A 23,290-nucleotide genomic window follows, 5' to 3' on the forward strand; every position below is an offset into this window, starting at 1 on the left:
AGAGGGTTTACCCAAAAGAAAAGCGGCTACGGATGGTTCTCCCATCCGTAGCCGCTTTTCTTTTAGAGGTAGTGTATTACTTAACCACCATCTTGCGCGTTGCGGTGAATCCTTCGGCGCTCAGTGTGTAGGTAAGTACTCCTGAAACACCAAGATCCTTACGGTCCAGTTGAACCTGGTTCTGTCCGGCAGAAGCGGAGATAGACCGCTCGGTCAGTACCCGTCCGTTGATGTCCCGGATGGTAAGCTGAACATCACCAGCAGCCGGTAAGTCGAACCGGATAGTCGTCTGCCCGTAGACAGGGTTCGGTGTATTCTGAAAGAGTTGTGCATTCTCAACGGCTGCGGCATCGTTCGCAAATGCTACGTTCAATCCAACAACAGCGTTGGCAGGCGTATAACCCTCCGCTCTTACGAGAGCATCTGAGACAGACAACACATCGCTGAGGCGAGCATCATTCACCGCCTCCAGACGCAGCGTCAGCATGGGTTCAGCATCAACAGGAGAACGGTCGTAGCTGAAGGCAAAGTGGCCACGGTCCAACAGTTCATCGTTAAGATGCCCTGCAGACAACTGACCAGAGATAATCTCCAGTATGCGGACATCTTCGGTAACACTCATCGTTCCCTGGAGCCCGGAAAGTGCTGCGGCTTCGTTGGCTGAAACGGCTACCTCGTAGGTCTCACCGGCTTTCATCTCCAGTTCGGATACTTCGAGCGAAGCACGGCCGTTCCGGGGGGTACTTCCATTGTTGGCAAAGTTGCTTGGATCATTACCGCTCACATCACCGATCATAATCGCGATGAAATCTACATTCCGTACGCTTCCGTCCAGGTTGTTGATGTTAACTACTTCAGGGAAACTAGTCGCCCACGGGTTGGTGTTGACGGGGAATACGAAATCCACGTCTACAAACCGCCATGCGGAGTTATTACGGTAAGCATCATCAAGACCCAGAATAAGACGGCGAATAGCAATAATATCCTGTACTGACACATCTTCGTCACCATTAGCATCTGCTGCCAGGTACTGGTAAGGAGAGCCCAGGTACTCCAGTCCGAGAATATAACGTGTGATCAGTACCAGATCAAAGGTGGAGACACCGTGGCTGTGCAACACGTAAGATTCATGCGTGGGGTCAATCGTGTAGTCCTCACGTGCAGTCAGATCCTGGAAGTTGTAAAGACCGCCGGCGGTAGTGGCGGTAACAATTGATGCTTCAGGGCCAACCAGTGAAACAGTTACGTCTTCAACGGGCTCACCATCTACCGTAGCAATGGCACCGGAAATGTTACCGAAGTTTTCGGAAGCACAAGCATTTTCTGCGCCCTGTACCAGAATGAAGATTTCACAGTAGTCGTTCTGCCCTACCGGATCAAAAGCGTAAATCCGAATTGGAACTGTCTGATCATCATCGCAATCGAAGATGATACCGTCACGGCCGGGAGCAGGAACGAAGCCAGGAGCCTGAGCTTCGAGTTCTTTATAGATAGAGTAAGTAACATCACCAGAGCAGTCTGCTACGTCGCTGGCAATACCGTCGGTTGCCCAGTAAGCAGCAGAACCTGTTCCGTCACCATTCGGAGACAGTGTTACGGTTGTCTGAAGGATACAAATCGGCGTCGGAGCAAGCCCGTCTTCAACGCAGAACTCGATAACGACTACATCAACGTTCCCACAGCCATCGGTGCCCCGCACCCGAATGGCGTGGCTACCAACCGGTACATTCTCCAGAGAGACGAAGAAGTTTCCTTCTGCGTCGTTAGTGACCTCATTATCTAACAGGAAGCGGGTGCGTGAGAATGGAACAGTTTCAACGTAATCCAGATCAAGTTCAACGCGGAACCCGAGTTGATCCTGGCGTGTACAGTTGTCGGTGAGTTCGAAAGTAAGTGAAACAGCTCCGGTACAGTTAGCTTCGGTAGCAAGGAAGCACTCCTCGACGTCTTCTGCAACAACCTGTGGAGCAGTTTCGTCGTGAATCTTCACGTATTGGTAGTAGCGGAAAGCTCCCCGGCTATCGTCCGTACCGTAAGGATTGTTACTGTCCCCTTCGGGGCCGGCATCCAGTGGGTCAGAGAAGTTGTTGTTGCCAAAAATGTTGTCTCCGTCCAGGTAGGCTACATCATCAGTCAGTGTAGTCGTGGAGAGTGGGCGTACGTACAGGTAAACATCTTCACGCAGGTTGTTGTCTCCGTCGTAATCCCGCGGCACCAGGTAAGGCTCTCCGAGAGTATTGTACTCACACCAGTTCACGATGAGGTGCTCGATCCGAACCTTGAAACATTCGTCGGCTGTACCGGTGAATGTGTCGCGGCTGATCTGTGTTGTGATCAGATCACAACCATTTTCTTCTACTTCAAGTTCGCCAACCGTCGGGTCCTGCATGCAGAATGCCTGATCATCACCCGGCAGACGAATGATGTAATCGTGCAGACCTGAAATCTCAACGGTCTGAACACAAGGCTGGGTATTGGTAAATCCTGCAGCATCGGTAGCTACGAAACGGCGGGTAATTGTTCCGATGCCACAGCTGTTCACGCTGCCGGATACCGTTTGGGTGAGTGTTACATCACAGTTGTCGAAACCGGTTGCGGTACCGAAGGATGCGTCCAGAAGGACATCGCTTGCTTCGGTAATATCGTCGGGAAGACCAGCAGCATCGAACTCGACACAGCTCAGCTTGAGGTTGGCCGGAGCGAAACAGCTAGGAGCTGTTTTGTCCTCAACTAAAACGGTCATCCAGCAGTAGTTGCTCAGGTTGTTGGCGTCCGTAACCTTCAGGCCAATCAGTACTTCGCCCGCGTCGTCGCAGGTAAGCACCACTTGTGGTCCGTATGCAGCACCGGGCAGCAACTCATAGGTTCCGTTGTCCAGCAAACGGACGCGGGCAATAGACATGGTGATGTCAGAGCAATCATCGTAGCTGCCGTTATCGATGTTTTCCGGAGTGAGGATTGCAATTCCGGCAGAAGCGTTGGGGTCGGGAGAAACGCTGCTCGTTACACTCACGTTCAGGCCATCTTCACAAATTGCTACAGGAGGCGTACCGTCCTGAATGGTTACATCAACATCCGTCTCACCGAAGTTACCGCACTCGTCGATGTAGTGGTAACGGACAACATGATCACCCAGCGGAAGAAGCTCCGAAATTTCGGCTGTATTGTTGTCCAGGTTTACTGGGTAGCTCCCAAGCGGCGCAGAAGTGAGGTCTCCGTTGAGGTAAATTGAAGCCGACAGGCTCACACTGGAACCACAAACGTCGGTAACGCTCAGTTCACTGAGATCCAGACGGATGAATGCTCCGCACTCGTCGCCGCCGTTGGTCAGGTATTCCAACGGAGCAGAAGGTGCTGTAAATTCAGGAGCAGTAAAGTCTCCGATCTTCACCACCTGACTGAAGGTGCGTACATCGGAAGTATTGCACCAGTCGATCACGGTGTAAGTACGAACTACTTTGTAGGCCAGGTCGCAGGTAACAATCGGAGCAGAATCAGTGAAAGTTACACCGATTCCGCAAAAACTTGCGTTGTCGCCGATCTGCAGTGGAATGGTAGTTCCGTTAGGTCCGTTGAAGAACGGAAGGTCTTGGGTACGGGGAGCGGGGACATCACCGAAAACGAGGCCGAGAGCGTCGAGTTCACCACATTCGATTACCACGACATCCGGCACATTATCCGTGTTCAGGTCGTCAAGTGACGGGCGTGTGAATACGATTTCGTAACTGGTTACGGCTGCAGCATTGGTTTCTCCGCCGGCACTTACACAGCTGCCGTCGGTAGCCGTGAAGGTACGGGTAAGCAGCACGTCGTTACACTGTGGGTCGAGCGGGTCGCGGGTAACGATGTCGTTAACGCAGATTTCAACCAGTTCTGAGCAGTTGTCTGTAGCACCAGGAAGGCCGCCGCCCGCAAGCAGGCGCGCTTCCAGCGCAGGATCCAGCGTGCCGGAGACTACCGTATTGCTGAAAGTATTTACCGTGTAGCAGCGGCTAACGGTGTTGGGTAAAGTACTGAGGTCTACGCCAAGAATCGCTTCACAGTAGAGCGGACCAGCCGGTGCAACGGGGGTGCTCGTGAAGAAAGGAGCGGTTTTATCTTCGGCTACAACGGTGCCCCAGCCTGTGGTAAAGCCAGAGACAAGAGCAGCATCGGCTTCCACCCGAAAGAGGTAAGTACCGCAACCGTCGATTGTATCGAGGTTGGACTCATTGCCGTCTTCAACAATTACCTGAAAAGCTGATAAAGGAGCGGAAACGCCATCTTCATCAGCATCGAATTCTCCGGCGAGTACTTGCTCGGGGATAACTATGGCCCTGCAGGCGTCGTCCAGGGTAATATTGATGTTCGCTATGACAGCTACGTTCACCGAATCCGTTTGTGCCCAGATGGCAACGGATGTGAGGGAAGCCAGCACGAGCAAAAAAGCACGTAAGACTAATTTCATAAGATTACGATTCTTGAGATTACAAAAGCAAAAACTGTTGCCTGATCATGAATTAGTGGAATGGGTTCCACGGTAAAACTACTTTCATATCGGTTTGGAAAACAGACAACACTTACAAACAAAGGTACAAAGCGACAGACAAATGCGTAAACATTTAACGAATTACAACGTACATCCTCTTTTACCCGGCTCTTTAGCGGTGTTTTACCGCTTTTTCCCACCCGCCAAAGGTGGTGGCGCGGCCGCAGGTGCACCGTCTGTTGAAGGGGCAAAACGGGCTGATTAAACCTCCTGAAGTTACGCCCGCAACGCGGGCGTTTTCCGTTCCTCCGCTATTGCATCCTGAATGCATTCTCCCAAAAACTTTCTCCGCACCTGCGCCCGCGCCCGGATTCCGACATCAGGTCTCCGGCCCGACAATCAGGAGTGTGAACATTTATCTATTCTTACAATTGTAGTACATTGCACAGCCGAAGAAAATGCAATCTCCGGTCAGTTTACCCACCCAACCAATTCAACATGTTAAGAATTTTGCTCCTGTTGGCGTTCATCGCCATTTCTCCTTTTGCCTTCGCTCAGGAGGGCGGCGACAAGGAAAAAGACGAAGAGAAAAAAGAAAAAAAAGATCCTTACGAGGAACTCCTCAAAGATGCCGAAGTACAGAAGGGCCTGTTTGATCTTATCAACAAAGATGGTAAGCTTTACTTCGAACTCCCCCTCTCCTTGCTTGAAGATGAAATTCTGATCGTAAGCCGTATCAAAGGCTTCGTGAAAGGGCTCAACTTCGGTGGTGCCGGCATCAAAAGCCGCCCGCAACAAGTGGTTCGCTGGCAAAAACACGGCAAAAAGGTACTCCTGCGCAGCGTCAGCTACAACTCTGTTGCCAGCCCGGACGACCCCGTCTACGAATCTGTGCGCAATAACAACTTCGAACCGATCGTCGATGCTTTCGACATCAAAGCTTACGGCAAAGACAGTATGTCTTTGGTCATCGACGTTACCAGCTTTTTCACCACCGACGTAACGATGATCGGGGCGATGAGCGACAGCCAACGAAAGAACTTTGGCATCAAGGGTCTCGACAAAAGCAGGAGCCTCATCATGTCAACCAAGGCATTCCCCAGCAACGTTGAGGTACGCCACGTACTTACTTACAACGGAAGCAAACTCCCCGACAACCAGGTGACCGGAACTATGTCTGTAGAAATGAACCAAAGCTTCATTCTTCTGCCGGCCGAGCCAATGCGTCCCCGAGTTTACGACCCACGGGTAAGCTATTTCAGCATTCGCCAGACCGATTACAGCTCCGACGCTCAACGCGCTGAAACACAGCGCTTCATCACCCGTTGGCGCCTCGAACCAGTTGACATGGAAGCCTGGAAGCGCGGCGAACTGGTTGACGTCAAGAAACCCATCGTTTACTACATCGACCCAGCTACTCCCGAAGACTGGGCCCCCTACATCGCTCAGGGAGTTGATGACTGGGCCAAGGCCTTCGAAAACATCGGCCTCAAAAACGCCATCATGAGTAAGCGTGCCCCCACCAAAGAAGAAGATCCTGACTGGAGCCCTGAGGACGTCCGCTACTCCGTGATTCGTTACGTAACCACCGACATTCAGAACGCTATGGGCCCGCACGTACACGACCCACGCACCGGTGAGATTCTCGAGTCCGACATCATCTGGTACCATAATGTGATGAACCTGCTGCGCAACTGGTACCTCATCCAGACCGCTGCCGTAAACCCCGAAGCACGGACTCCCAAATTTAAGAAGGAGGTGATGGGAGAACTGATTCGTTTCGTTTCTGCCCACGAAGTAGGCCACACGCTCGGTCTTCCGCACAACATGGGAAGCTCCGCGGCTTACACCGTTAAGCAACTCCGCACCCCCGGATTTGTACAGGAAAACGGCACCGCACCGAGTATTATGGACTATGCCCGCTTCAACTACGTGGCCCAGCCCGAAGATAAAGGCGTCGGACTTCACCCCAAGATCGGCCCTTACGACTTCCACTCCATCGAATACGGCTACAAACCGATGCCCGAAGTCAGCACCTGGCAGGCCGAAAAACCCGCTCTGAACGCAATGGTGAAAGCAAAAGCCGACGACCCGAAATATCGGTTCGGAGCGCAGAGCCGCAGCGGCCACGACGCCAGCGCCCAGACAGAAGACCTGAGCGACGACGCCGTCCTGGCTTCTGAGCTTGGCATCAAAAACCTCAAACGCATCGTGCCGAAGATCAACGAATGGATGGCCGAAGACGGCATGTACTTCGACAATCAGGAGGAAGTGTACGACAACGTAATCGGTCAGCTTCGCCGCTACACCGGCCACGTAGCCAGCAATGTTGGTGGCGTTCATGAATGGCAGCGCACCGCCGACGAAAATAAGCAGGTGTACACCGTAATTCCCGCCGCCAAGCAAAAAGCAGCCGTGAACTTCATCAACGAACAGATATTCACAACGCCTGAATGGCTGCTCGACGAAAACATTCTCAACCGTGTTTCTGCAAGCGGCGTAGCGAACAAGATCGAAGGTTTGCAGGCTTCTGCCCTCCGTACCCTGATGAGCACCAGCCGCCTCAACCGTCTGGCCGAACAAAAAGCGTTGGACGACAAAGCTTACGGCCTCATGGATCTAATGAACCAAACCCGTGCCGGCGTTTTCACCACCGCCAACACCAACTCCGCTTTCGGCCGTACCCTACAGGCCAACTATGTAGATGCACTCGCCGGACTGCTGGATAACAACAGCGTCTCCAATGACGTAAAAGCTGCTGTTCGCGCAACGCTTACCAATATCTCTCTCGGTATGGCCAAAGAGATGATGGCCAATAACCCGTTCAAAGCCGTGCTCAGCGACCAGGATCTGGTGCAGGGACACAAGCAGCAGATCGGCCAGAAGATTGAAGTTGCCCTCAAGGGCATTGAAAGCATCATCGGCAAAGGGAAATAACCTCTTGCCGGCTGCTTCAGCAGTGCAGTTCTGACGGACTTCACTTAAACAGAAAAGGCGTTCAGCGTTTGATTCACTCTCTCGGTAGTGAATCAAATGCTGAACGCTTTTTTTGTGTCCGGATTTAACACTGATCCCGCTGCCTCTCCGGCAAAATCAATACGTTCACCTGCCGACGAGACCCTCAGGGGTCGTTCCTCCGGAAATAGTGTGGTGACAATCGGGCCAGCATTGATTTTTCCGGGAGGGGGGGCAGGGCTGACGCATAGGCTAGTTAAGCCGTGTTACCCCCCTCCCACCCCAACCCCTCCTCACGGGGGATGGGCTAGTGAAAACGCTACGCGTTTTGGGTTTCAAGCCCTTAGGCTGTCACTATGATCTCGAGCCAAAAGCTTAAAATCGAATCCTATGCGTCAGCCCTGCATGGGGGGGGGTGGAATACCTCCCGGGTTCCACGGGCGCAACAGTAATATTGAAAATCACGGTCAGGATGGTAGCGGTGCTCTGTATTGTTGGAGGCCTTTGTTCACAAAAGGCTATTATTCGTCAGAAGCTGACACACCCGCAAACAAGAAAAGCGGTACCAGGAACAATTCCTGGTACCGCTTTCCAATTGAGGAGAGGGAGATTACTCCGCAGCCTCGGCAGCTGGAGCTGCGGCGCCACCGGCTTCGGCAGCTTTCTTCTCGGCGGTAGCCGCAGAACGAAGTGCACGTGGTACTTCAACGGAAGCTACTGGCTGACCGGCAGGGTTCATGATTTCAACGCCTTCGTTCGGCTTGATGTCACGTACACGGATAGCAGAACCGAGTTGGAGTTCGCTGATATCCAGTACCAGTTTGTCCACGAGGTTCTCGGGAGTGGTTTTGATTTTGATCCGGCGAACGGCAACCTGAAGTTTACCACCGCTACGAACACCAGGACTGGTTCCTTCGAATACAACGGGAACCTGAACCTTGATCGGGTGACCATCTTGCAGAGCAAGGAAGTCGATATGACGAAGGGCATCAGTTACGGGGTGGAACTGGTAGTCCTTAACGATGGCCTTAATCGTTTGCCCTCCTACAGAAAGCTCAGCGAGCTTAAATTCGGGGGTGTAAACGAGGGGACGGACATCAAGGGCCTTGATGGTAAAGTGAATCGGATCTCCGGCTCCGTAGAGGACAGCAGGAACGAGACCCTCACGGCGGGTAACCTTGCTCGATTTTTTACCCAGATTTTCGCGGACTTCACCGCTGACTTTTACAGACTGCATAACTTTGTAATTTGCGCGCTTGGTCGCTTTCGGCCCGCAAAGATACGAACTTTATTGAACCAACGAAATACCTGAGGCAAAAATATTCCAAGTAGTTTAAATTCTGATGGTTATAAGCGATATGATACCCTCGTTTCACCACCAGAAGTTGCGGGTTAAAATCTTTGCATCGGGGGCCAGTATTCGTAATTCATAATTAATCAACATAGAACTCTCTAAGAACCAAATGCGTAAAAAGACCTTTATATGCATACATTTACCCCAACAAAAATACCCGCTGTTATGCAAAAGTTTTCTCTTCTTCTTCTCCTTGCCCTCATCGTTCTTGCCTGTGGAGGTGGAGAAGATGCCGCCGGCGAAGCCCCGATGGCAAAAAAATCCACCAAAGAGCCCGCTGCCAAAGAAATTAATGTCAAAAAGATCTGGAAAGTCCGCTGTATCGCCTGTCATGGCCTTTACGGCGACATGGGCACCAACGGTGCAGCGAACCTTCAGGAGAGCACCAGAGATCTCGATTACCGCATCAACATTATCGCTAACGGCAGCGAGAACGGAGTGATGACGGCTTTCGGCGACATCCTTACCGAGGAGGAGATCAAAGCCATGGCTGAATACACCATGACCTTCAAGAAGGAGTAGATTTGGCCCTTACCGAACATTTCGTTCTGGGCATGATGTCGGGCAGCTCACTGGATGGGCTCGACCTGGCGGTCTGCAGGTTTCAATTGGACCGGGCGGAACACCCTCTTGTTCCCGAATGGGAAATCATGGCCGCCGAGACCGACCCGTTTCCGCCCATGTGGCGGGCGCGTTTACGGTCTGCTCCTCATCTGCCCGGTCGTGAGCTCTGGCGGCTCCACACCGACCTGGGGCACTGGCTGGGACAGCGGGCGCGGAGTTTTCTCGACCGCTACCCTACCCTCGACGTTGCCCTGGCCGGTAGCCACGGCCATACGATCTTCCACGCGCCGGAGCAGAACTTCACAACACAAATCGGTGACGGAGCAGCCCTTGCCTTCCGGCTGGGGCTGCCCGTCGTCACCGAGCTACGCGGTGCCGATGTCGCCGCAGGTGGGCAGGGGGCGCCGCTGGCGCCCTTGGCCGATAAGTATCTCTTCCCCCGGTACGACGGTTTTTTGAACCTCGGAGGTATTGCGAATCTCAGCCTCCGCCGCGATTCCGGAGATTACGTTGCCGGCGACATCAGCGGGTGCTGTCAGGTACTCGACCTGCTGGCCCAACGAACCGGAGCAGCCTACGATGCCGGAGGAGCGCTTGCCGCAAAAGGCTCCCCTGCACCTGCGACCGCGCAAAAAATTGCTGCGCTGCCCTATCATCAGTTGCCCTACCCCAAATCCCTCGGCAATGCCTGGGTTCGGGACGAACTATGGCCGCTGCTCGACGATAAAACGATACCCGCCGAGGACCTCCTGCATACTTTTACGCGCTGGCTGGCCAAAAAAATCGCGTACGACCTCGACTACCTGGGCGCAGCCGCAGGTGCAAAAAATGGGACAAAAAGCAAAAAAGCCCCTCTGAAAATCCTCATCACCGGAGGAGGCAGCCACAACAATTACCTCCTGGGCCAGCTGAGGGCGACTCAGGACGAATCGCAACCCTCTTTCAAATTCATTGTTGAAAACGCTGACACAACAGATTTCAAAGAAGCCGCACTGATTGCCCTCGCGGCCTTGTTCCGGACCGAAGGGATACCAAACGCCCTGGTTTCTGCTACCGGCGCGAAGCGAGCGACTGTTAACGGTGCCCTTTTTCATCCCTGATTCATAAGTAAGCATGATTCTTCTCACCGGCGGCACGGGCTTTTTAGGGCGACGCATCGCGCAGGCCCTCAACACCGCTCAACTGCCCTTTCGTGCACTCGCCCGGGAGACTTCCGACGTGTCCGCGCTCAAGGCAATGGGCCCTGACGTCGAAATCGTTGAGGGCGACCTCAACGATCCCGAAAGTCTGCTCGACGCCTGTGCGGGTATCGATACGATTATTCATGCTGCTGCGTTTGTATCGTTTCAGACCGCCGACCGTGAGCGCCTGCTGTTTGTCAACGGCGAGGGAACCGCAAACCTGGTCAACATGGCGCTGGAAGCGGGTGTCCGGCGCCTCATTCACATTAGTTCAGTAGCAGTCCTGAATCGGCGTGACGGAGGCCCTGTCGTCACGCTCGCCGAGCGCTGGCCCGAGCAGCGCCCCAACACGAGCTACGCCGAAAGCAAATTTGCTGCGGAGCGCGAAGTGTGGCGAGGTCAGGCCGAGGGGCTCGAAGTAGCGGTCCTTTACCCCACCCACATGCTCGCCAGCGGCGACTGGGAACACGAACAAGCGCCACGCTTGTGGCGGATGGCCGCGAAAGAACGCGGCGTCTACCCTACGGGAACTACTGGCTTTATCGACCTTCGCGATGTTGTGGACGCAACGCTTTTTGTGCTGGACCGCGATCAGGACGGTGACCGCTTTCTCCTCAACGCCGTCAACTGGACCTGGGAGGAAGCCATGACGCGCATCGCCGGGAGTATTGGCGCGAAACCACCAACCATCAGGGTTAAACCCTGGCAGTCAGCCCTGCTATGGCCCATCGAGCTCGTTCGCTCCAGAATTTCGGGCAGTAAACCGATGATCACCCGTGAGAGCCACCAAAATGTTCAGGCAGATTTCAGGTACGACGGATCGGCTTACAAAAATGTTTCGGAAAGAAGTTACCGCAGCGTGGAAGCCTGCGTAAAGGAAGTAGGTGCTGCCTGGCAGCACGACCAGGCCAACTCTTAGAACATCTCTAAAACCGAAGGTATTCCGTAGGGTCAACCACAGCGCCTTCGTGCCACAACTCAAAATGGAGGTGGGGGCCGGACGACAGCCGCCCGGTATTACCGATGATGGCGACGGCCTCACCCGCCTTTACCCGGTCGCCGACCTTCTTCAGGAGTTGTGAATTGTGCTTGTAAAAAGTTACCAGGTTATTGTCGTGCTGCACCCCGATGACATTACCGTTGGAACTGGTGAACTCACTAATGAACACCACACCGTCGCGCACAGCCTTGATGGGAGTATCCTTGGGTGCCAGAATGTCTACCCCAAAATGTTCTTCGGAAGAATTATACCCTGCGCTGATTTCGCCATTGACCGGAGTAACCAGAAACAACTGAGCCAGGGGGACCTGATTGCTCCCGGGGCTGGGGGCTCCTCCGGTTCCTGCCCGGCTGGCGTCTCCGACCCTGGCCAGCGCCATCTCCCGGCGGAGCCTCACCTCTGCTTCGGAAAGGGGCACCGGGCTTGCTTCCGTCGTATCTACCGAATTCCGGTCCGCTAGTGTATCTGCACTGACGATCAGTTCGCCGTGCAGGTTACGCGTGAGCGTTTCGATGTAGAGTGCCTGATCGTCCAGTTGCTCGCTCATCTGGCTCAATAAATCTTCCATTTCGTTCATTTCCCGGCGCTGAACGATGTCTCCGTAGCCGGGGATGTACTGACGCAAAGGGGTATAAGAAATAAGAAAAAAAACGGCGATTGCAATGAGGCATACTGCCGCCGAGAGCGCCACGTAAATATTAAGGGGAGTGAGATTATAGGAGCTTACTTCCCGGTAACTCTTTACGTCGCGGATCACAAGCTGGTACTCGTCTTTGCTCTTAGTACGGAACCTTTTCCAACGGCTGAGTTTTTCTTCGTTTTCCGACATATGGTAAAGTGATTAATTTCTGCGTTAAACCTACACTTTGCGAACCAACCTCTTCGTTGAAGAACAGGTGCGTGAGTGTGGCGATGTTTACCTTTGTGGCTCTTTAAGCCAGGGCAAAGATAAACGCTCCTTTCGCTCTCCGTCTTAACATCTCTCTTCTCCTGTCGTTTTCCCCGGCAGGAGTAGCGACGTTCTAAAGCTATCCCGTTTTGAATAAGCTCTACCGCTTCCTTTTTATACTTCTGGCGTTTCAGATCGCCGTCTCCAGTTGTGCTTCCACCAAAAAGCGCGACGACCAGAGTGCCCTTGGTAAGCTCTGGCACAACATGAACTCCCACTACAACGGCTACTTCAATGCTAAGGAGATCATGACCGAGACCCTGCTCAGTATCGATGAACAGCACGTTGACAATTACACCCAACGTTTGGATATGTTCCCCTTTCTGGAACTCGACAATACCAGCAGCGTTACGGAGCAACTCGACATTGCCATCGAGAAAGTTGCAATTGTAGTAAAGAAGCACCCTTACAGCAACTGGGTAGACGACAGCTACCTGCTCATAGGCCAGGCACAACTCATCAAGCAGGATTATGAAAGTGCCGAAAAGACGCTTCGCTTCATGGTTACGGAATTTCGGCCCCGACCTACCCGTAAGAAAAGTAAAAAGGCAAGCGGGGAGAGTGACGAGCCGGAAGAAGAATTCGTAAGCCGTCGTAACGTAGAATCCAATCCGGCCCAAGACATAAAGGATCGCCTACGGGCGCGCAAAGACGCCCAGAAAGAGCGCAAAAAGCTGAGCAAGGAACGCCAGAAGGCCGCAAAAGAACGTAAAAAACAAAGGGAGAAAGAACGCAAAGCCCGCATCCGGGCCCGCAAAAAGGGCATCAAGCTCGCGCCCGTTTCCAGCAAGACGGATACTTCGGCTGTAACCGGACTCGAAAACGAGCCGGAAGAAGACCCCGAAGAAGAACTCGGACCAATTGGGATGATTTCTATCTTCAACCAGGCAAGTAATCTCGGCGGAGGAGAAGCATACGGAAAGAAATCCGGCAGCTACATGCTCAAGCACCGCCCTGCCTTCCAGGAGGGCCGCCTGTGGCTTGCGTGGACCCTGGTGAAGAGAGACAACTTCGATCAGGCCCAGATCATCCTTGAGGATATGCGCGCCAACCGTGGCACCTTTCCGGACATCCGACGTAAGGCCATGGCGGTACAAGCTTTCCTTTACCTCGAGCAAGGCAAATTCGAAGAAGCCATTCCTTACCTTGAGGAAGCAGCCGAAGTTGCGGAGTCACGCAACGAACGTGCCCGCTACTATTACATTGCCGGTCAGCTTTACCAGGAGCTTGGCCAGCCTTCCGGCGCAGCCGGAGCTTTTGAAAAAACCATTGCGGCCCGCCCTGACTACGAGCTGGAACTCGGTGCTCGCCTTAATCTGGCGCAAAACAGTTTCCTGAGTGGTACCGGATCTGCCGCCGACGCCCTGAAAAAGCTCGAGCGCATGGCTAAAGAGGATAAAAACATTCCGTACGAAAGCCAGATTTACTTCTCCATGGCTGCCGTCGCCCTTAAGAGTGGCGATCAGGAAGCTGGTGCACAGTACCTTCAGATGTCTCTCTCCAGTCCTTCTGCCGGCTCAGTTCAACGCACCGAAGCTTACAGCCTCCTGGGAGACCTCGCTTACAACGAAGATGATTTCCTCTCCGCTAAACTCTACTACGACACCACGCTGACCGTAATGGACAAAGGCGATTTCCGCTACGATGCAATAGAAGGGCGCCGAGACCAACTGACCGGTATTGCGGATGCACTCACAGACATCGAGGTGAAGGACAGCCTTCTTCGTATCGGAATGCTGCCAGAGCCTGAGCGTGAAAAGTGGGCGGCGAATCTGTTCGAACAGCGACGCCAGGCATCTATCCGGCCAACAACCCCGATTGCCAGCAACAGCCGGGGTTCTGCCGGCGGCTCCGCACTAAGCACCAGCAGTTTCTGGGCCTACAGCAGCCAGGCCATTAAACGGGGCAAACGCGATTTCGAGCGAACCTGGGGCGAACGGCCTCTCACCGACAACTGGCGGCGCAGCCGCCGCACCGGCGATATTTTTGAAGATGATGGCGACGGAGGCAGCAGCTCCCCCACCGAAGAAGTGACCATCGTTACCGAAGACGAAATCACTAAGCTCCTCGAAGGAATCCCGACAACGGAAGCCGAACAGAACACCATGACCATCCAGCAGGCTACCAACTGGTTCAACCTCGGTCGTGAGTATCGAGACCAGCTCGACAACAGCCCCAAAGCTCTTAGTGCGTTCGAAACGCTGAACAATCGTTACCCTAACGCTAACGGCGAAGCCGAAAGCTGGTACTACCAATACCTGATCCACAAGGAGAACGGTAACACCGCCAAAGCACAGGAATTTGCAACCAAGCTAAAAAGCCGTTACAATGGTTCCAAATACGAGAAGCTGTCCAATGACCCCAGCTACGCAGCAACGCTCATGGCCGATGAGAACAAACTTGTCCGGGAGTACGAAACGGCCTATCGTGCTTTCGAACAAGGCGATTACAACACCGCCCACGAAATGGCCGTCAAAGGTCGTGCCACCCTGCTCGGGAAGCACCCGTTGAAAGCGCGGTATGCTCTTTTGCTCGCCATGACTACGGGTAACACCCAGGGACGACAAGCTTACATCAATGCCCTTCGTCAGGTTGTTTCTCAGTTCGACAACACCCCGGAACAAACCCGTGCGAAAGAAATCCTTCGCCTTCTCGGAGAGTCCGGAGCTCGTCTCCCCGGACAGACTTCAGCCTCGGCGGCTTCCGGCGGCTTCAAGGAAAGCATGGATGAGCTTCATTACCTGCTCATCGTTTTCAACGATGAAGACACCGATCTCAATGCAGCTAAAATCAAAGTTGCTGAGTTCAATAATAAGTACAACAAGATGGACCGCCTGCGGGTAACCAATGTCTACCTGGGTACCGGCAACAAGACCCCCGTGCTTGTTATCCGCCGCATTAAATCCGGCGAGCTCGCTATGAAATACGTTAACAACGCTATTGAACGCGAAAAGGAATTTCTTAATGCTGGTGTATTCGATTACGATGTTTACGCAGTATCACAAAGTAATTACCGCGAAGTACTGAAGGCACGCTCCGTGGAAAGTTACCGGGAATGGTTCAAGGAAAACTATTAAGTACCAATTCCTAACTGAGGAAAAGCTGTTCCTGGCAATCCGACCGCGGGTTGCCAGGCAGCACGCCAACTGAAAGTAAGCCGACGAACAAACCGGCCCCGGGCCCGGCTCCCTTTCGCCCCTGCCGTAACACGGCAACGGAAAAAACAAAGAGCCGCTACGAAGTGAATCGTAGCGGCTCTTTATAATTTAGCTTGAAGCTGAGTTCAGGATTAGTCCTGAGCAACTTCCATTTCCATTTCCTGGATAACCTGCGAGTGCAGTTTCAGGGTCAGGGTGTAAGTGCCAAGCTCTTTCACATCCTCGGGAAGGATGATCTTCTTGCGCTCAATTTCTACTTCGAATTGTTCCATCAGGTGGTTCTTAACCTGAAGCTGCGTGATGGAACCGAAGATACGGCCGCTGGTACCAGCCTTAGCGCCAACCTTCAGAGTCTTCCCTTTCAGCTTAGCCGCGATGGCCTGGTATACATCGAGTTTCTTCTGCTCCTGCGCTTCTTCGCGGCGGATCATCTCATTCAGACGGCCCATGTTAGAGTCGTTTGCGATGATGGCCAGGCCACGGGGAAGAAGGTAGTTGCGTCCGAAGCCGCTTTTTACTGTGATTACTTCGTGCTTGTCGCCGACTTTGTCGACGTCTTTCAGCATAATTACCTGCATTGTAAATTATGTTGTCCCACTCTTTTGGGGCGGTGCCCCTTTGAGGAGGTGGTTAGGAAAAGTTAGAAACCAGGAATTAGAGAACTAGGAACTAGAAATTGGCTCTCTAATTCCTAGTTCTCTAGTTTCTAGTTACTTTAAAAGGTCCGTCAGGTACGGAAGCATCGCAAGGTGGCGTGCACGCTTGATAGCGTTACCGACTTTGCGTTGGTACTTGAGGGAGTTACCGGTAATACGGCGTGGAAGGATCTTGCCCTGCTCGTTCACGAAAGTGAGGAGGAAGTCAGGATCTTTGTAGTCGATGTACTTGATGCCGTAGCGCTTGAAGCGGCAGTACTTCTTTTTACGTCCACCAATCTTAGGATTGGAAAGGAACTTGATATCGTCTCTAGAAGCCATGATAGGATCTTTTTAACGGTTATTGAATGGGATTGGGTTACTCTTCTTCCTTGAAGCTTTCAGCGTCGCCGGATGGCACACCAGAAATGGATGGAGAGTCAGCTTTCTTGCGGCTGATGCCGTGGGCAGCTGGTTCGGTCTTCGCGGGCTTTTCCTGCTTATGACGCTTAGCTTTGCCGATCTTACCGGCACGCTTGTCAGCGTTGTACTGAACGCCGTACTTGTCCAGGCTCACCGTGAGGAAGCGCAGGATGCGCTCGTCGCGACGAAGGGCAAGTTCGTAGTCTTTGAGGAAAGCACCGTTCGGAGCGGTGTATTCAATGCTGTAGTAGATACCGTTGCTGCGGCGGTTGATGTCGTAAGCCAGCGTGCGCAGGCCCATCTCGTCAACGAAGACGATTTCACAACCTTGCTTCTGCAGGTTATCTACATACGTCTGAGCCGTCGTCTTGATATCTTCGGTCGACAGCACTGGATCTACGATAAAAGTAGTCTCGTAATTTCTCATATGGATCAGTCGTAATGAGGGGTTAAAAAGAGGGTGAAGTGCTTGAGCCTGAGCGGGTCAGTCTTAAGCGGCTGCAAAGGTACGGTGTTTTTGTGAAAGAGACAAAGTATTTCCGTATGTCTATTAGGGCTCTTACGCAGGTGCGATGCGAAGCATTAAGGCAATGTCGATTAGTCCGCCAGGTTGGCTCAATATTGCTGCGGACTATTCTCTAAAAGGTCTTCACCACCTCGGCATACACTGTCCTGGGTCGTAAACGGTATTCTCGCTGATAACGCTGAAACGTTCCGATGCTAAGCGTTTCTACCTTAGCATTGTTGAGTAGATTTCGTCCTCCAACACTAATAGTTATGTCGGGACGTTCGATGTCCCAAATAACTTCCACGTCAAGTAAATTGATCGGCTGCTCTCCGCCCAACTGGGGAAATATTGTCCGGTAGGTAAGCTCGAACCTTGAGTTTTCGCCAGCCATTACATTAACCTCCTGCCGGGTCTCCAGTTGGTGCTGGACCAATTTACCATCCAGTACAAAGTTACTAAAAGCACTAACCTCCGCTTTATTGCTAAACCTCAGCCATTTAGTTAAGATTGTATTCGCCCCTAGAGAAATTTTTTGCAAGATGGAGGTGCTCGTAAATACTGCTTCGTTGAGCTCCAAAATAGACTGAAACCGAGACCAGTCGTAGCTCAACTTAAAATAAGCTTTCCACTTTTCAACGTATTTGTGAGTGTTGGCGGATAGCCTGATGGAATTGCTCTTAGCACCAGCTACCAAATTCTCGATCTGAATAAATCCATCCGAAGAGAATGACGACCGAACTCCGTTGAGCGACTCTGAATAGTTCACAGTAACACCATAACCGAACTGAGTGTAGTTATTAGAATGTCGATAAGTGACGCCAACCGAGTTATTCCGAATTAGGTAAGCAGAGTCCAGACTTTGCCGTAGTACAGAATTACTAATCAGGATCGCATCCTTTATGAGCTGCTCTGGAGTTGTTGGCACCAGCGTTGATCTTCCATGAATACGGACCGAGCCACGTCTGCCGATTTTTCCCTGAACACCAAAAGCCGGAAGGATAGTATTTCGTACAACAAACTTAACACCTGAACCATCATTGAGCAAGAAACGAGATGCTTTCACGGTTGCGTTCCATTTCATCTTCCCGGCTGTCCCTCCAAGGCTTGAAGAAACATACAGTTCATTAAAGACGTAAGGGCTGACTAACAAGCTGCCTTCTACGGGCTCTCCATATGCTAGCGATGTCTCAGATCTTACCCTTTGTCTCTCAACACCAGCATTCAAATCTATCTTTACTTCATTTATCCTGCGTAGCAAGCTTACGGACGAAGCAAAAAAACTACGATCTTGGTTGTACAATTGTTGGAGTTTTTCGCCGTCGCCAGTTAGAAAATCATCGTACACTTCCCCAAAGTAAGTTTGTGACTGGCTTTGTTCCTCATTTTGATAGTTAGCGATCACCTGTACCGCCGTTTTAGGCGTTAACCGACGAACATATCTTGACATAAAAGCATAATTAAGCCCACCGTTGCTTGACAGCGTAGACAGAGAATCAGTAGCAGGACTATTTGATTCCGTAAGTTTACTGTTCCAACGTCCACTTTTCGTTTGCCCCGCTACTCCCGCCCTCACATCCAGCCTACTTCTTTCGTCAAAGTAATGCTCGAAATCATTCTGCACCCAGAATTTACCGTAACGATAGTTCCGGTCAGACATCTCTACGAAACTGTCAATGCTAAAGGGTAATACATCTTCTCGAAGAGTTTGATTGTCAAACTCATGGGAGTGACCAAATACGTTATATATAATCCTATTTCTGGTCTTTTCTCCCAGGCTGAACAAAATTGTTTGCGCAGCACCATAATCCTGACTATTCAAGAAATCTCTTTTCAGGAGCAACCCGGGTAGACTTTCCGCAGGTGAGCGAAGAACATTTACACTCTCTGTCAACGAACGGTCACTGGCACCGTTACTTTGGTGAAGTGCTCTGAAACCGGCATCCGACGTCTGGCCGTAATTATTGTAGTCCGAAAAAAACACGGTTTTCAATTTCTTACCCAACCGGAAAACATTAAGGTTGGCAGCATTGGAACGTGGTGCACCAGTCTGTATTCCAAATTCTCCAAATAAAGGACGCCTTTTCTCTGGGTCCAGATGTAGATCCAGAGCGAGCTCTCCGGTGCTGTTCAAATCTCCCGTCAATTTATCTGGCTGATGGTTTGTTATGATGTCTATTTGATCAACCAAATCAGCGGGTACATTTTGAGAAAGAAGCGTATAGTTTTTGTCAAACAAGTCCTCGCCTTCCACCAAGATTCTGTCTAATGGTATATTATTGTACTTAATAGCTCCGTTTTCATCAACTTCTACCCCTGGCAGTTTTTCAATTATTTCTTCTATCTTTCTTTCGTTTCCGGTCCGGTAACTTTCCGTTCGATGAACGATAGTATCGTTTTTTTCAACTCTTGGTAATAAGGAAGCTGAAACCTCAATCTCCTTCAAGCCAATCGCCGATTCCTTCAGTATTATTTTTAAGGGTTTTAAACCAACTTTCAAAAAAACGGTTGCCCTCCAAGGTTTAAACCCCAAGTAACGCGCCTCTAGGGTTATGGTGTCAGTTTCAGATTTCACCAAAAAACTAAATCCCCCCTTAATATCCGTAGAAGAAAAACCAATTACCTTTTCGTTGACCCGGGCAATAACCTGAACGCCCGTCAAAAGAGAACCATCTTCCTGAGTTACTTCTCCCTGTATATTCTGGGCCCTCGAAAAGCCACTTAAGCACACTAAATAAATCAGTAGAATTAAGCATTGAGCTTTAAACTTCATTACTAGCTATTATTTCGTTACTTCTAAGAAACTCGATTCGTCAAATGAAACTTCACTGGTTAAGGACCCATTTGCACGAACAGCTATGCTTTCCATCCAGGATTTTAATTTATTACGCATGAGGTCGTAGAATTCATCATTCGTTACTATTCTCCGTCCAGAAGGCTCAGCTATTAATTTAACATCACGTTCGCTCAATTCAGTTATAGCGCTGCAAACCCAGTTAAAATCATCTTCTGAGTCTTGCACTTCCAAAATAATTCCAGGAAGTCCGGAGAATTTCCACGGCCCACCATTAATCGGAAGGTCGGGTGAAAACCATACTGAGTAGTGCCTTCCTCTAAAATCCGTTGTTGCTTCCATAGTATTGTAAGTTGCAATTGTTTTTTTCTTGCCCGTGAACGACCATTTAAATTGAGGGACTTTATCCTCCACAATAAAATCTTCTTGAAAAAAACGAATCTTATTCTTTATTTCTTCATTGGCATAGTCCGTGTAGACGAAAGAATCACCCTCTTCGGCAAGTTTCATCACCACCTTTTTATTTCCCGCATTGTCAGTATCTTGTTGAATAGAGCGTTCCCCGGAAACTGATATTACGGACAATGATTTATTTCTATAAAAATAAACCCGTTCCGGCCTTGCGGAAATTAGTCGACCGTTCCTTTTTTGGGAAAAAATATATTCAACTTTTATTCCATTACAGGCCTCTAGATTTTGCCCTATGAGACTTCCACTAAAAAGAATAATTCCTAAAGCAAGAATAGTCACAGTTGATCGATATATCATGTTTTTTTATTTAGAAGACTGGGAGCCGGACCAGGCTGGTCCGGCTCCTTTGATCTAGGTCTTAAAATAAACCATAAGTATGGTTCAGAACTGGGTTCTATTTAATCGACACACACCAAGCGACATGCAGCTTCGTTCAGTGCTTCCTCTAAAGCATCGGCGGCTTCTTTTGCCGTCTCTCCACATCCAGTAGCAGTCACGGTAGTACCCACCGTAATGGGTCCTACTTGAATCTCCCCGGAAATCTGTGCCTCATAACAGATTCGTTCGTCTTCTGACAGATAAAAAAAGGAGGGCACCGCTACGTTATTGACACACACTTCGACGGAATTATCATTCGTGAAAATTTCAGTGGTGATACAATCGGATGAAAGATCGGTTTCCGCACTCAAAGGCGAAACAAAACCTAGCAACAAAGAAAACAATAGTAAACTAAACTTCACAACAAAAGTATTGAATGAATAATCCCCATTATTGATTAATGACGGCTGGGAATAATGGTTCCGTATTGCCTTTGAAGATACAACCTCCCCCCCCCCGCGAAGTTCGACAACTTCAAATAAAATTTTGATAAAACAGGACCATTAGCTCCAATCAACTAAAAATCAACACAACACCACTTTAAATTTTATTGAAATCAAAAAACACAAAATAAACATGCACAAACAATACAACTTACAGTAAATCTAGAATCTTCCCGCCCCGCGAGCGAAACCCGGGCGTTGTTCCTTCAGCAATAGTGAGTTCAATAATGCCGCGCAGCTCGTCCTTAAGTTCAGGGTAAATGTCGCAAAAGTTAAATACCACCGTCATGGCAAATACCCGGATGGCTACGGCCTCGGTCTGGTCTTCGAGGAGGCGGAAGGCGAGGTCCAGGAGTTTTCCCTGTTCGTCTTCTTCAACCGCAGAGAGGGGTAATTCGGAGAAATACCGCATTACATTGCGGCTTACGGAAGGGTGAGGGGCGGGGTCGGCGGCAGCAATCATCCGGCCGTGCCAGGGTTTCAGCCAGTCTGGTTTTTTCCGGCCCAGGTCCCCGACCACCATTGCGGAACGCTGCACTACCCGGTACTCACCGGTCAGAAAGGCATCCATCAGGGCTTCAACGCGCTTTTTGTCGGCGAGGACATGGTTGAGCACCAAGTCGGCGTTGGCGCGCGAATGTTCCTTAAGGAGTTGGTTGGGGTAGTTCATCGTTGGAGACTACAAAGATCGTTGAAATATTTTCACCTAACTCGACAGGCGAACTTTTTTGTTGGAGCATTCGACTATTTTCTAGCGTATGACTGTGTTCTGTATCAGAATAAAAATAGTCTACTTCGCTAATGACAAAAAGGATTCGACTGGCGAGAAGACGAACATTACGGAGCTGATCGGAAATTTTACTTTCTAACTAGCCCATTATTCAGCAGAATAAAGCAATTGACCATTTGTCGTATATGCTAAAACAATATCTTTACCTTCTGATTCATCGTCGATCAATTCTGCTGAAAGTCCTCTTACTAAGGTAAATGAAACCAATACTCCACTAGGAAGACAAGGAAAATCATTACGATCATAAGTATAAGTGCCATTATCCGGAAGAACAACATAATCAGTACATCCGGCATTTCCCGAGCCATTAAACGCTTGATTAAAATCAGCGATCAGATACACTCCATTAGAATTTCTAGCATCAGAATTCCAACTTATTACAGTTTCATTGTGAAACAGTTGAAGCGGGATAGTATTTATGTTTGACTTAAGAACTTCCGGCACATATCCTACTTCAATGTCATTAGACGATTTATCTACACCTCTAGATTTCTTGTTAAGCTTCAGAATCATTTCCTTCCCAAAAAGGCCAAAAATTTCTGATTGCTCTCTAAGAGTATTATAGCTTTCGTCAATCGCAATTTCCCATTCTTTATTTAACTCCAGTGTCATCGGGGGATGAAATGAACTATTTGCATCGCCACCATATCGCATAAAGTACACTTCTTGTGGAGTTCCTAGAGAGTCGATAGAACCTTGATCATGTCGTATTTGAATTACTCCATTGTATGCCCCCATAAATGCCGACTCAACTAGATTTGTATTAACTATGCTGATGGGATTTCCAACTGGAACAGCACTGTAGTCCTGACAACTCTGAAGAGAGGCAAAAAACAGGTATACTACCGGAGAAAACCAGAATAACTTTTTCATATTAATATTTATTTTTTACGAATTACACTTTGACCAAATGAGCGTTTTAGTTAATATTTTGGCGGTGTATCAAATGTAAGGATAGGAATCTAGGTTTCGTTGCCACAAGAAATATCGGATTGCTGCGACATGATTGCTGAGGTCTTTCGAGAAGCTGAGCGTCTTTCGGACGAGCCTGCTAACTCGCGCCCTTACACCGGTAAAGTAGCCCTCTATATAGTAGGTGAAGGCTTTTCCCGGCTTGTGCTGCTCTGGAGGGATTAGTTGGTAGTAGCTTTCAAAATGATCAGTAGCAAATTGACATTTTTGCCTTAATCGACTTGGGAGTTTGTCAAGGATAGCTTCAAGA

At 50.3% G+C, this 23,290-nt stretch carries 18 protein-coding genes; 6 read left to right on the forward strand and 12 right to left on the reverse strand.

Translation table 11 applies throughout. From position 1 onward, the window contains the following. Window positions 1-76 precede the first annotated feature (76 nt). Window positions 77-4,447: a T9SS type A sorting domain-containing protein gene (locus FUA23_RS20390; RefSeq protein WP_147932626.1), complete on the reverse strand. Its 4,371-nt coding sequence runs from the start codon at window positions 4,445-4,447 to the stop codon at window positions 77-79. Between the two features lie 142 nt (window positions 4,448-4,589). On the opposite strand from FUA23_RS20390, the gene FUA23_RS22460 reads away from it, so the two are divergent. Both FUA23_RS22460 and FUA23_RS20395 read left to right on the forward strand, forming a co-directional pair. Beyond that, window positions 4,590-4,733, forward strand: a complete 144-nt coding sequence (locus tag FUA23_RS22460; protein ID WP_187271153.1) for a hypothetical protein — start codon at window positions 4,590-4,592, stop codon at window positions 4,731-4,733. Between the two features lie 233 nt (window positions 4,734-4,966). Then, a complete protein-coding gene (locus tag FUA23_RS20395; RefSeq protein ID WP_147932627.1) occupies window positions 4,967-7,405 on the forward strand; it encodes a zinc-dependent metalloprotease in 2,439 nt (812 codons plus the stop codon). Between the two features lie 628 nt (window positions 7,406-8,033). Here the strand turns inward: FUA23_RS20395 and FUA23_RS20400 are convergent. Then, window positions 8,034-8,660 (reverse strand): 50S ribosomal protein L25, encoded by a 627-nt coding sequence (locus FUA23_RS20400; RefSeq protein WP_147932628.1) that lies wholly within the window; start codon window positions 8,658-8,660, stop codon window positions 8,034-8,036. 282 nt (window positions 8,661-8,942) lie between these two features. Between FUA23_RS20400 and FUA23_RS20405 the strand changes: the two genes are divergently transcribed. Genes FUA23_RS20405 through FUA23_RS20415 form a run of 3 tightly spaced genes read left to right on the forward strand, consistent with a single transcriptional unit; the run spans window position 8,943 to window position 11,441 of the window. Further along, window positions 8,943-9,299 carry a c-type cytochrome gene (locus tag FUA23_RS20405; protein WP_187271154.1) on the forward strand — a complete coding sequence of 119 codons (357 nt, stop codon included), beginning with the start codon at window positions 8,943-8,945 and terminating at the stop codon, window positions 9,297-9,299. Window positions 9,300-9,301: 2 nt separating this feature from the next. Next, on the forward strand, window positions 9,302-10,441 hold the full coding sequence (locus tag FUA23_RS20410) for an anhydro-N-acetylmuramic acid kinase (protein ID WP_147932630.1): 1,140 nt from the start codon (window positions 9,302-9,304) through the stop codon (window positions 10,439-10,441). 13 nt (window positions 10,442-10,454) lie between these two features. Continuing rightward, on the forward strand, window positions 10,455-11,441 hold the full coding sequence (locus tag FUA23_RS20415; protein WP_147932631.1) for an NAD-dependent epimerase/dehydratase family protein: 987 nt from the start codon (window positions 10,455-10,457) through the stop codon (window positions 11,439-11,441). Between the two features lie 7 nt (window positions 11,442-11,448). Here FUA23_RS20415 and FUA23_RS20420 read toward each other — a convergent pair whose 3' ends face one another. Next, the gene (locus FUA23_RS20420; protein ID WP_147932632.1) at window positions 11,449-12,351 is read right to left on the reverse strand and encodes a M23 family metallopeptidase; all 903 of its coding nucleotides are present in this window, start codon (window positions 12,349-12,351) and stop codon (window positions 11,449-11,451) included. A gap of 209 nt (window positions 12,352-12,560) precedes the next feature. On the opposite strand from FUA23_RS20420, the gene porW reads away from it, so the two are divergent. Beyond that, window positions 12,561-15,548, forward strand: a complete 2,988-nt coding sequence (porW, locus tag FUA23_RS20425; RefSeq protein WP_147932633.1) for a type IX secretion system periplasmic lipoprotein PorW/SprE — start codon at window positions 12,561-12,563, stop codon at window positions 15,546-15,548. 212 nt (window positions 15,549-15,760) lie between these two features. On the opposite strand, the gene rplI is transcribed toward porW, so the two are convergent. From rplI to FUA23_RS20470, 9 genes are all read right to left on the reverse strand, one after another. Beyond that, window positions 15,761-16,207: a 50S ribosomal protein L9 gene (rplI, locus tag FUA23_RS20430; protein WP_147932634.1), complete on the reverse strand. Its 447-nt coding sequence runs from the start codon at window positions 16,205-16,207 to the stop codon at window positions 15,761-15,763. Window positions 16,208-16,339: 132 nt separating this feature from the next. Next, entirely contained in the window at window positions 16,340-16,606 is a 267-nt protein-coding gene (rpsR, locus tag FUA23_RS20435; protein ID WP_147932635.1) for a 30S ribosomal protein S18, read from the reverse strand. Between the two features lie 37 nt (window positions 16,607-16,643). Continuing rightward, complete coding sequence (gene rpsF / locus FUA23_RS20440; protein ID WP_147932636.1) at window positions 16,644-17,114, reverse strand: 30S ribosomal protein S6; 471 nt, start codon at window positions 17,112-17,114, stop codon at window positions 16,644-16,646. Between the two features lie 211 nt (window positions 17,115-17,325). Next, complete coding sequence (locus tag FUA23_RS20445; RefSeq protein ID WP_147932637.1) at window positions 17,326-19,965, reverse strand: carboxypeptidase regulatory-like domain-containing protein; 2,640 nt, start codon at window positions 19,963-19,965, stop codon at window positions 17,326-17,328. 9 nt (window positions 19,966-19,974) lie between these two features. Beyond that, window positions 19,975-20,736 carry a GLPGLI family protein gene (locus tag FUA23_RS20450; RefSeq protein WP_187271155.1) on the reverse strand — a complete coding sequence of 254 codons (762 nt, stop codon included), beginning with the start codon at window positions 20,734-20,736 and terminating at the stop codon, window positions 19,975-19,977. 119 nt (window positions 20,737-20,855) lie between these two features. Next, the gene (locus FUA23_RS20455; protein ID WP_147932639.1) at window positions 20,856-21,197 is read right to left on the reverse strand and encodes a hypothetical protein; all 342 of its coding nucleotides are present in this window, start codon (window positions 21,195-21,197) and stop codon (window positions 20,856-20,858) included. A gap of 232 nt (window positions 21,198-21,429) precedes the next feature. Then, window positions 21,430-21,948, reverse strand: a complete 519-nt coding sequence (locus tag FUA23_RS20460; RefSeq protein WP_147932640.1) for a hypothetical protein — start codon at window positions 21,946-21,948, stop codon at window positions 21,430-21,432. Window positions 21,949-22,155: 207 nt separating this feature from the next. Beyond that, window positions 22,156-22,941 carry a hypothetical protein gene (locus FUA23_RS20465; RefSeq protein WP_147932641.1) on the reverse strand — a complete coding sequence of 262 codons (786 nt, stop codon included), beginning with the start codon at window positions 22,939-22,941 and terminating at the stop codon, window positions 22,156-22,158. A 69-nt stretch (window positions 22,942-23,010) separates the two neighbouring features. Further along, the coding region (locus tag FUA23_RS20470) for an IS1 family transposase (RefSeq protein ID WP_262713711.1) at window positions 23,011-23,290 on the reverse strand (280 nt) is incomplete at its 5' end.

The sequence above is a fragment of the Neolewinella aurantiaca genome (assembly GCF_008014675.1).
GTDB lineage: Bacteria > Bacteroidota > Bacteroidia > Chitinophagales > Saprospiraceae > Neolewinella > Neolewinella aurantiaca.

Bases quoted from the DNA above. Each gene is read 5' to 3' on its own strand.
- FUA23_RS20390 (WP_147932626.1), bottom strand. From the start codon at position 4,447: ATGAAATTAGTCTTACGTGCTTTTTTGCTCGTGCTGGCTTCCCTCACA.
- FUA23_RS22460 (WP_187271153.1), top strand. From the start codon at position 4,590: ATGCGTAAACATTTAACGAATTACAACGTACATCCTCTTTTACCCGGC.
- FUA23_RS20395 (WP_147932627.1), top strand. From the start codon at position 4,967: ATGTTAAGAATTTTGCTCCTGTTGGCGTTCATCGCCATTTCTCCTTTT.
- FUA23_RS20400 (WP_147932628.1), bottom strand. From the start codon at position 8,660: ATGCAGTCTGTAAAAGTCAGCGGTGAAGTCCGCGAAAATCTGGGTAAA.
- FUA23_RS20405 (WP_187271154.1), top strand. From the start codon at position 8,943: ATGCAAAAGTTTTCTCTTCTTCTTCTCCTTGCCCTCATCGTTCTTGCC.
- FUA23_RS20415 (WP_147932631.1), top strand. From the start codon at position 10,455: ATGATTCTTCTCACCGGCGGCACGGGCTTTTTAGGGCGACGCATCGCG.
- FUA23_RS20420 (WP_147932632.1), bottom strand. From the start codon at position 12,351: ATGTCGGAAAACGAAGAAAAACTCAGCCGTTGGAAAAGGTTCCGTACT.
- rplI (WP_147932634.1), bottom strand. From the start codon at position 16,207: ATGCAGGTAATTATGCTGAAAGACGTCGACAAAGTCGGCGACAAGCAC.
- rpsR (WP_147932635.1), bottom strand. From the start codon at position 16,606: ATGGCTTCTAGAGACGATATCAAGTTCCTTTCCAATCCTAAGATTGGT.
- rpsF (WP_147932636.1), bottom strand. From the start codon at position 17,114: ATGAGAAATTACGAGACTACTTTTATCGTAGATCCAGTGCTGTCGACC.
- FUA23_RS20445 (WP_147932637.1), bottom strand. From the start codon at position 19,965: ATGAAGTTTAAAGCTCAATGCTTAATTCTACTGATTTATTTAGTGTGC.
- FUA23_RS20460 (WP_147932640.1), bottom strand. From the start codon at position 21,948: ATGAACTACCCCAACCAACTCCTTAAGGAACATTCGCGCGCCAACGCC.
- FUA23_RS20465 (WP_147932641.1), bottom strand. From the start codon at position 22,941: ATGAAAAAGTTATTCTGGTTTTCTCCGGTAGTATACCTGTTTTTTGCC.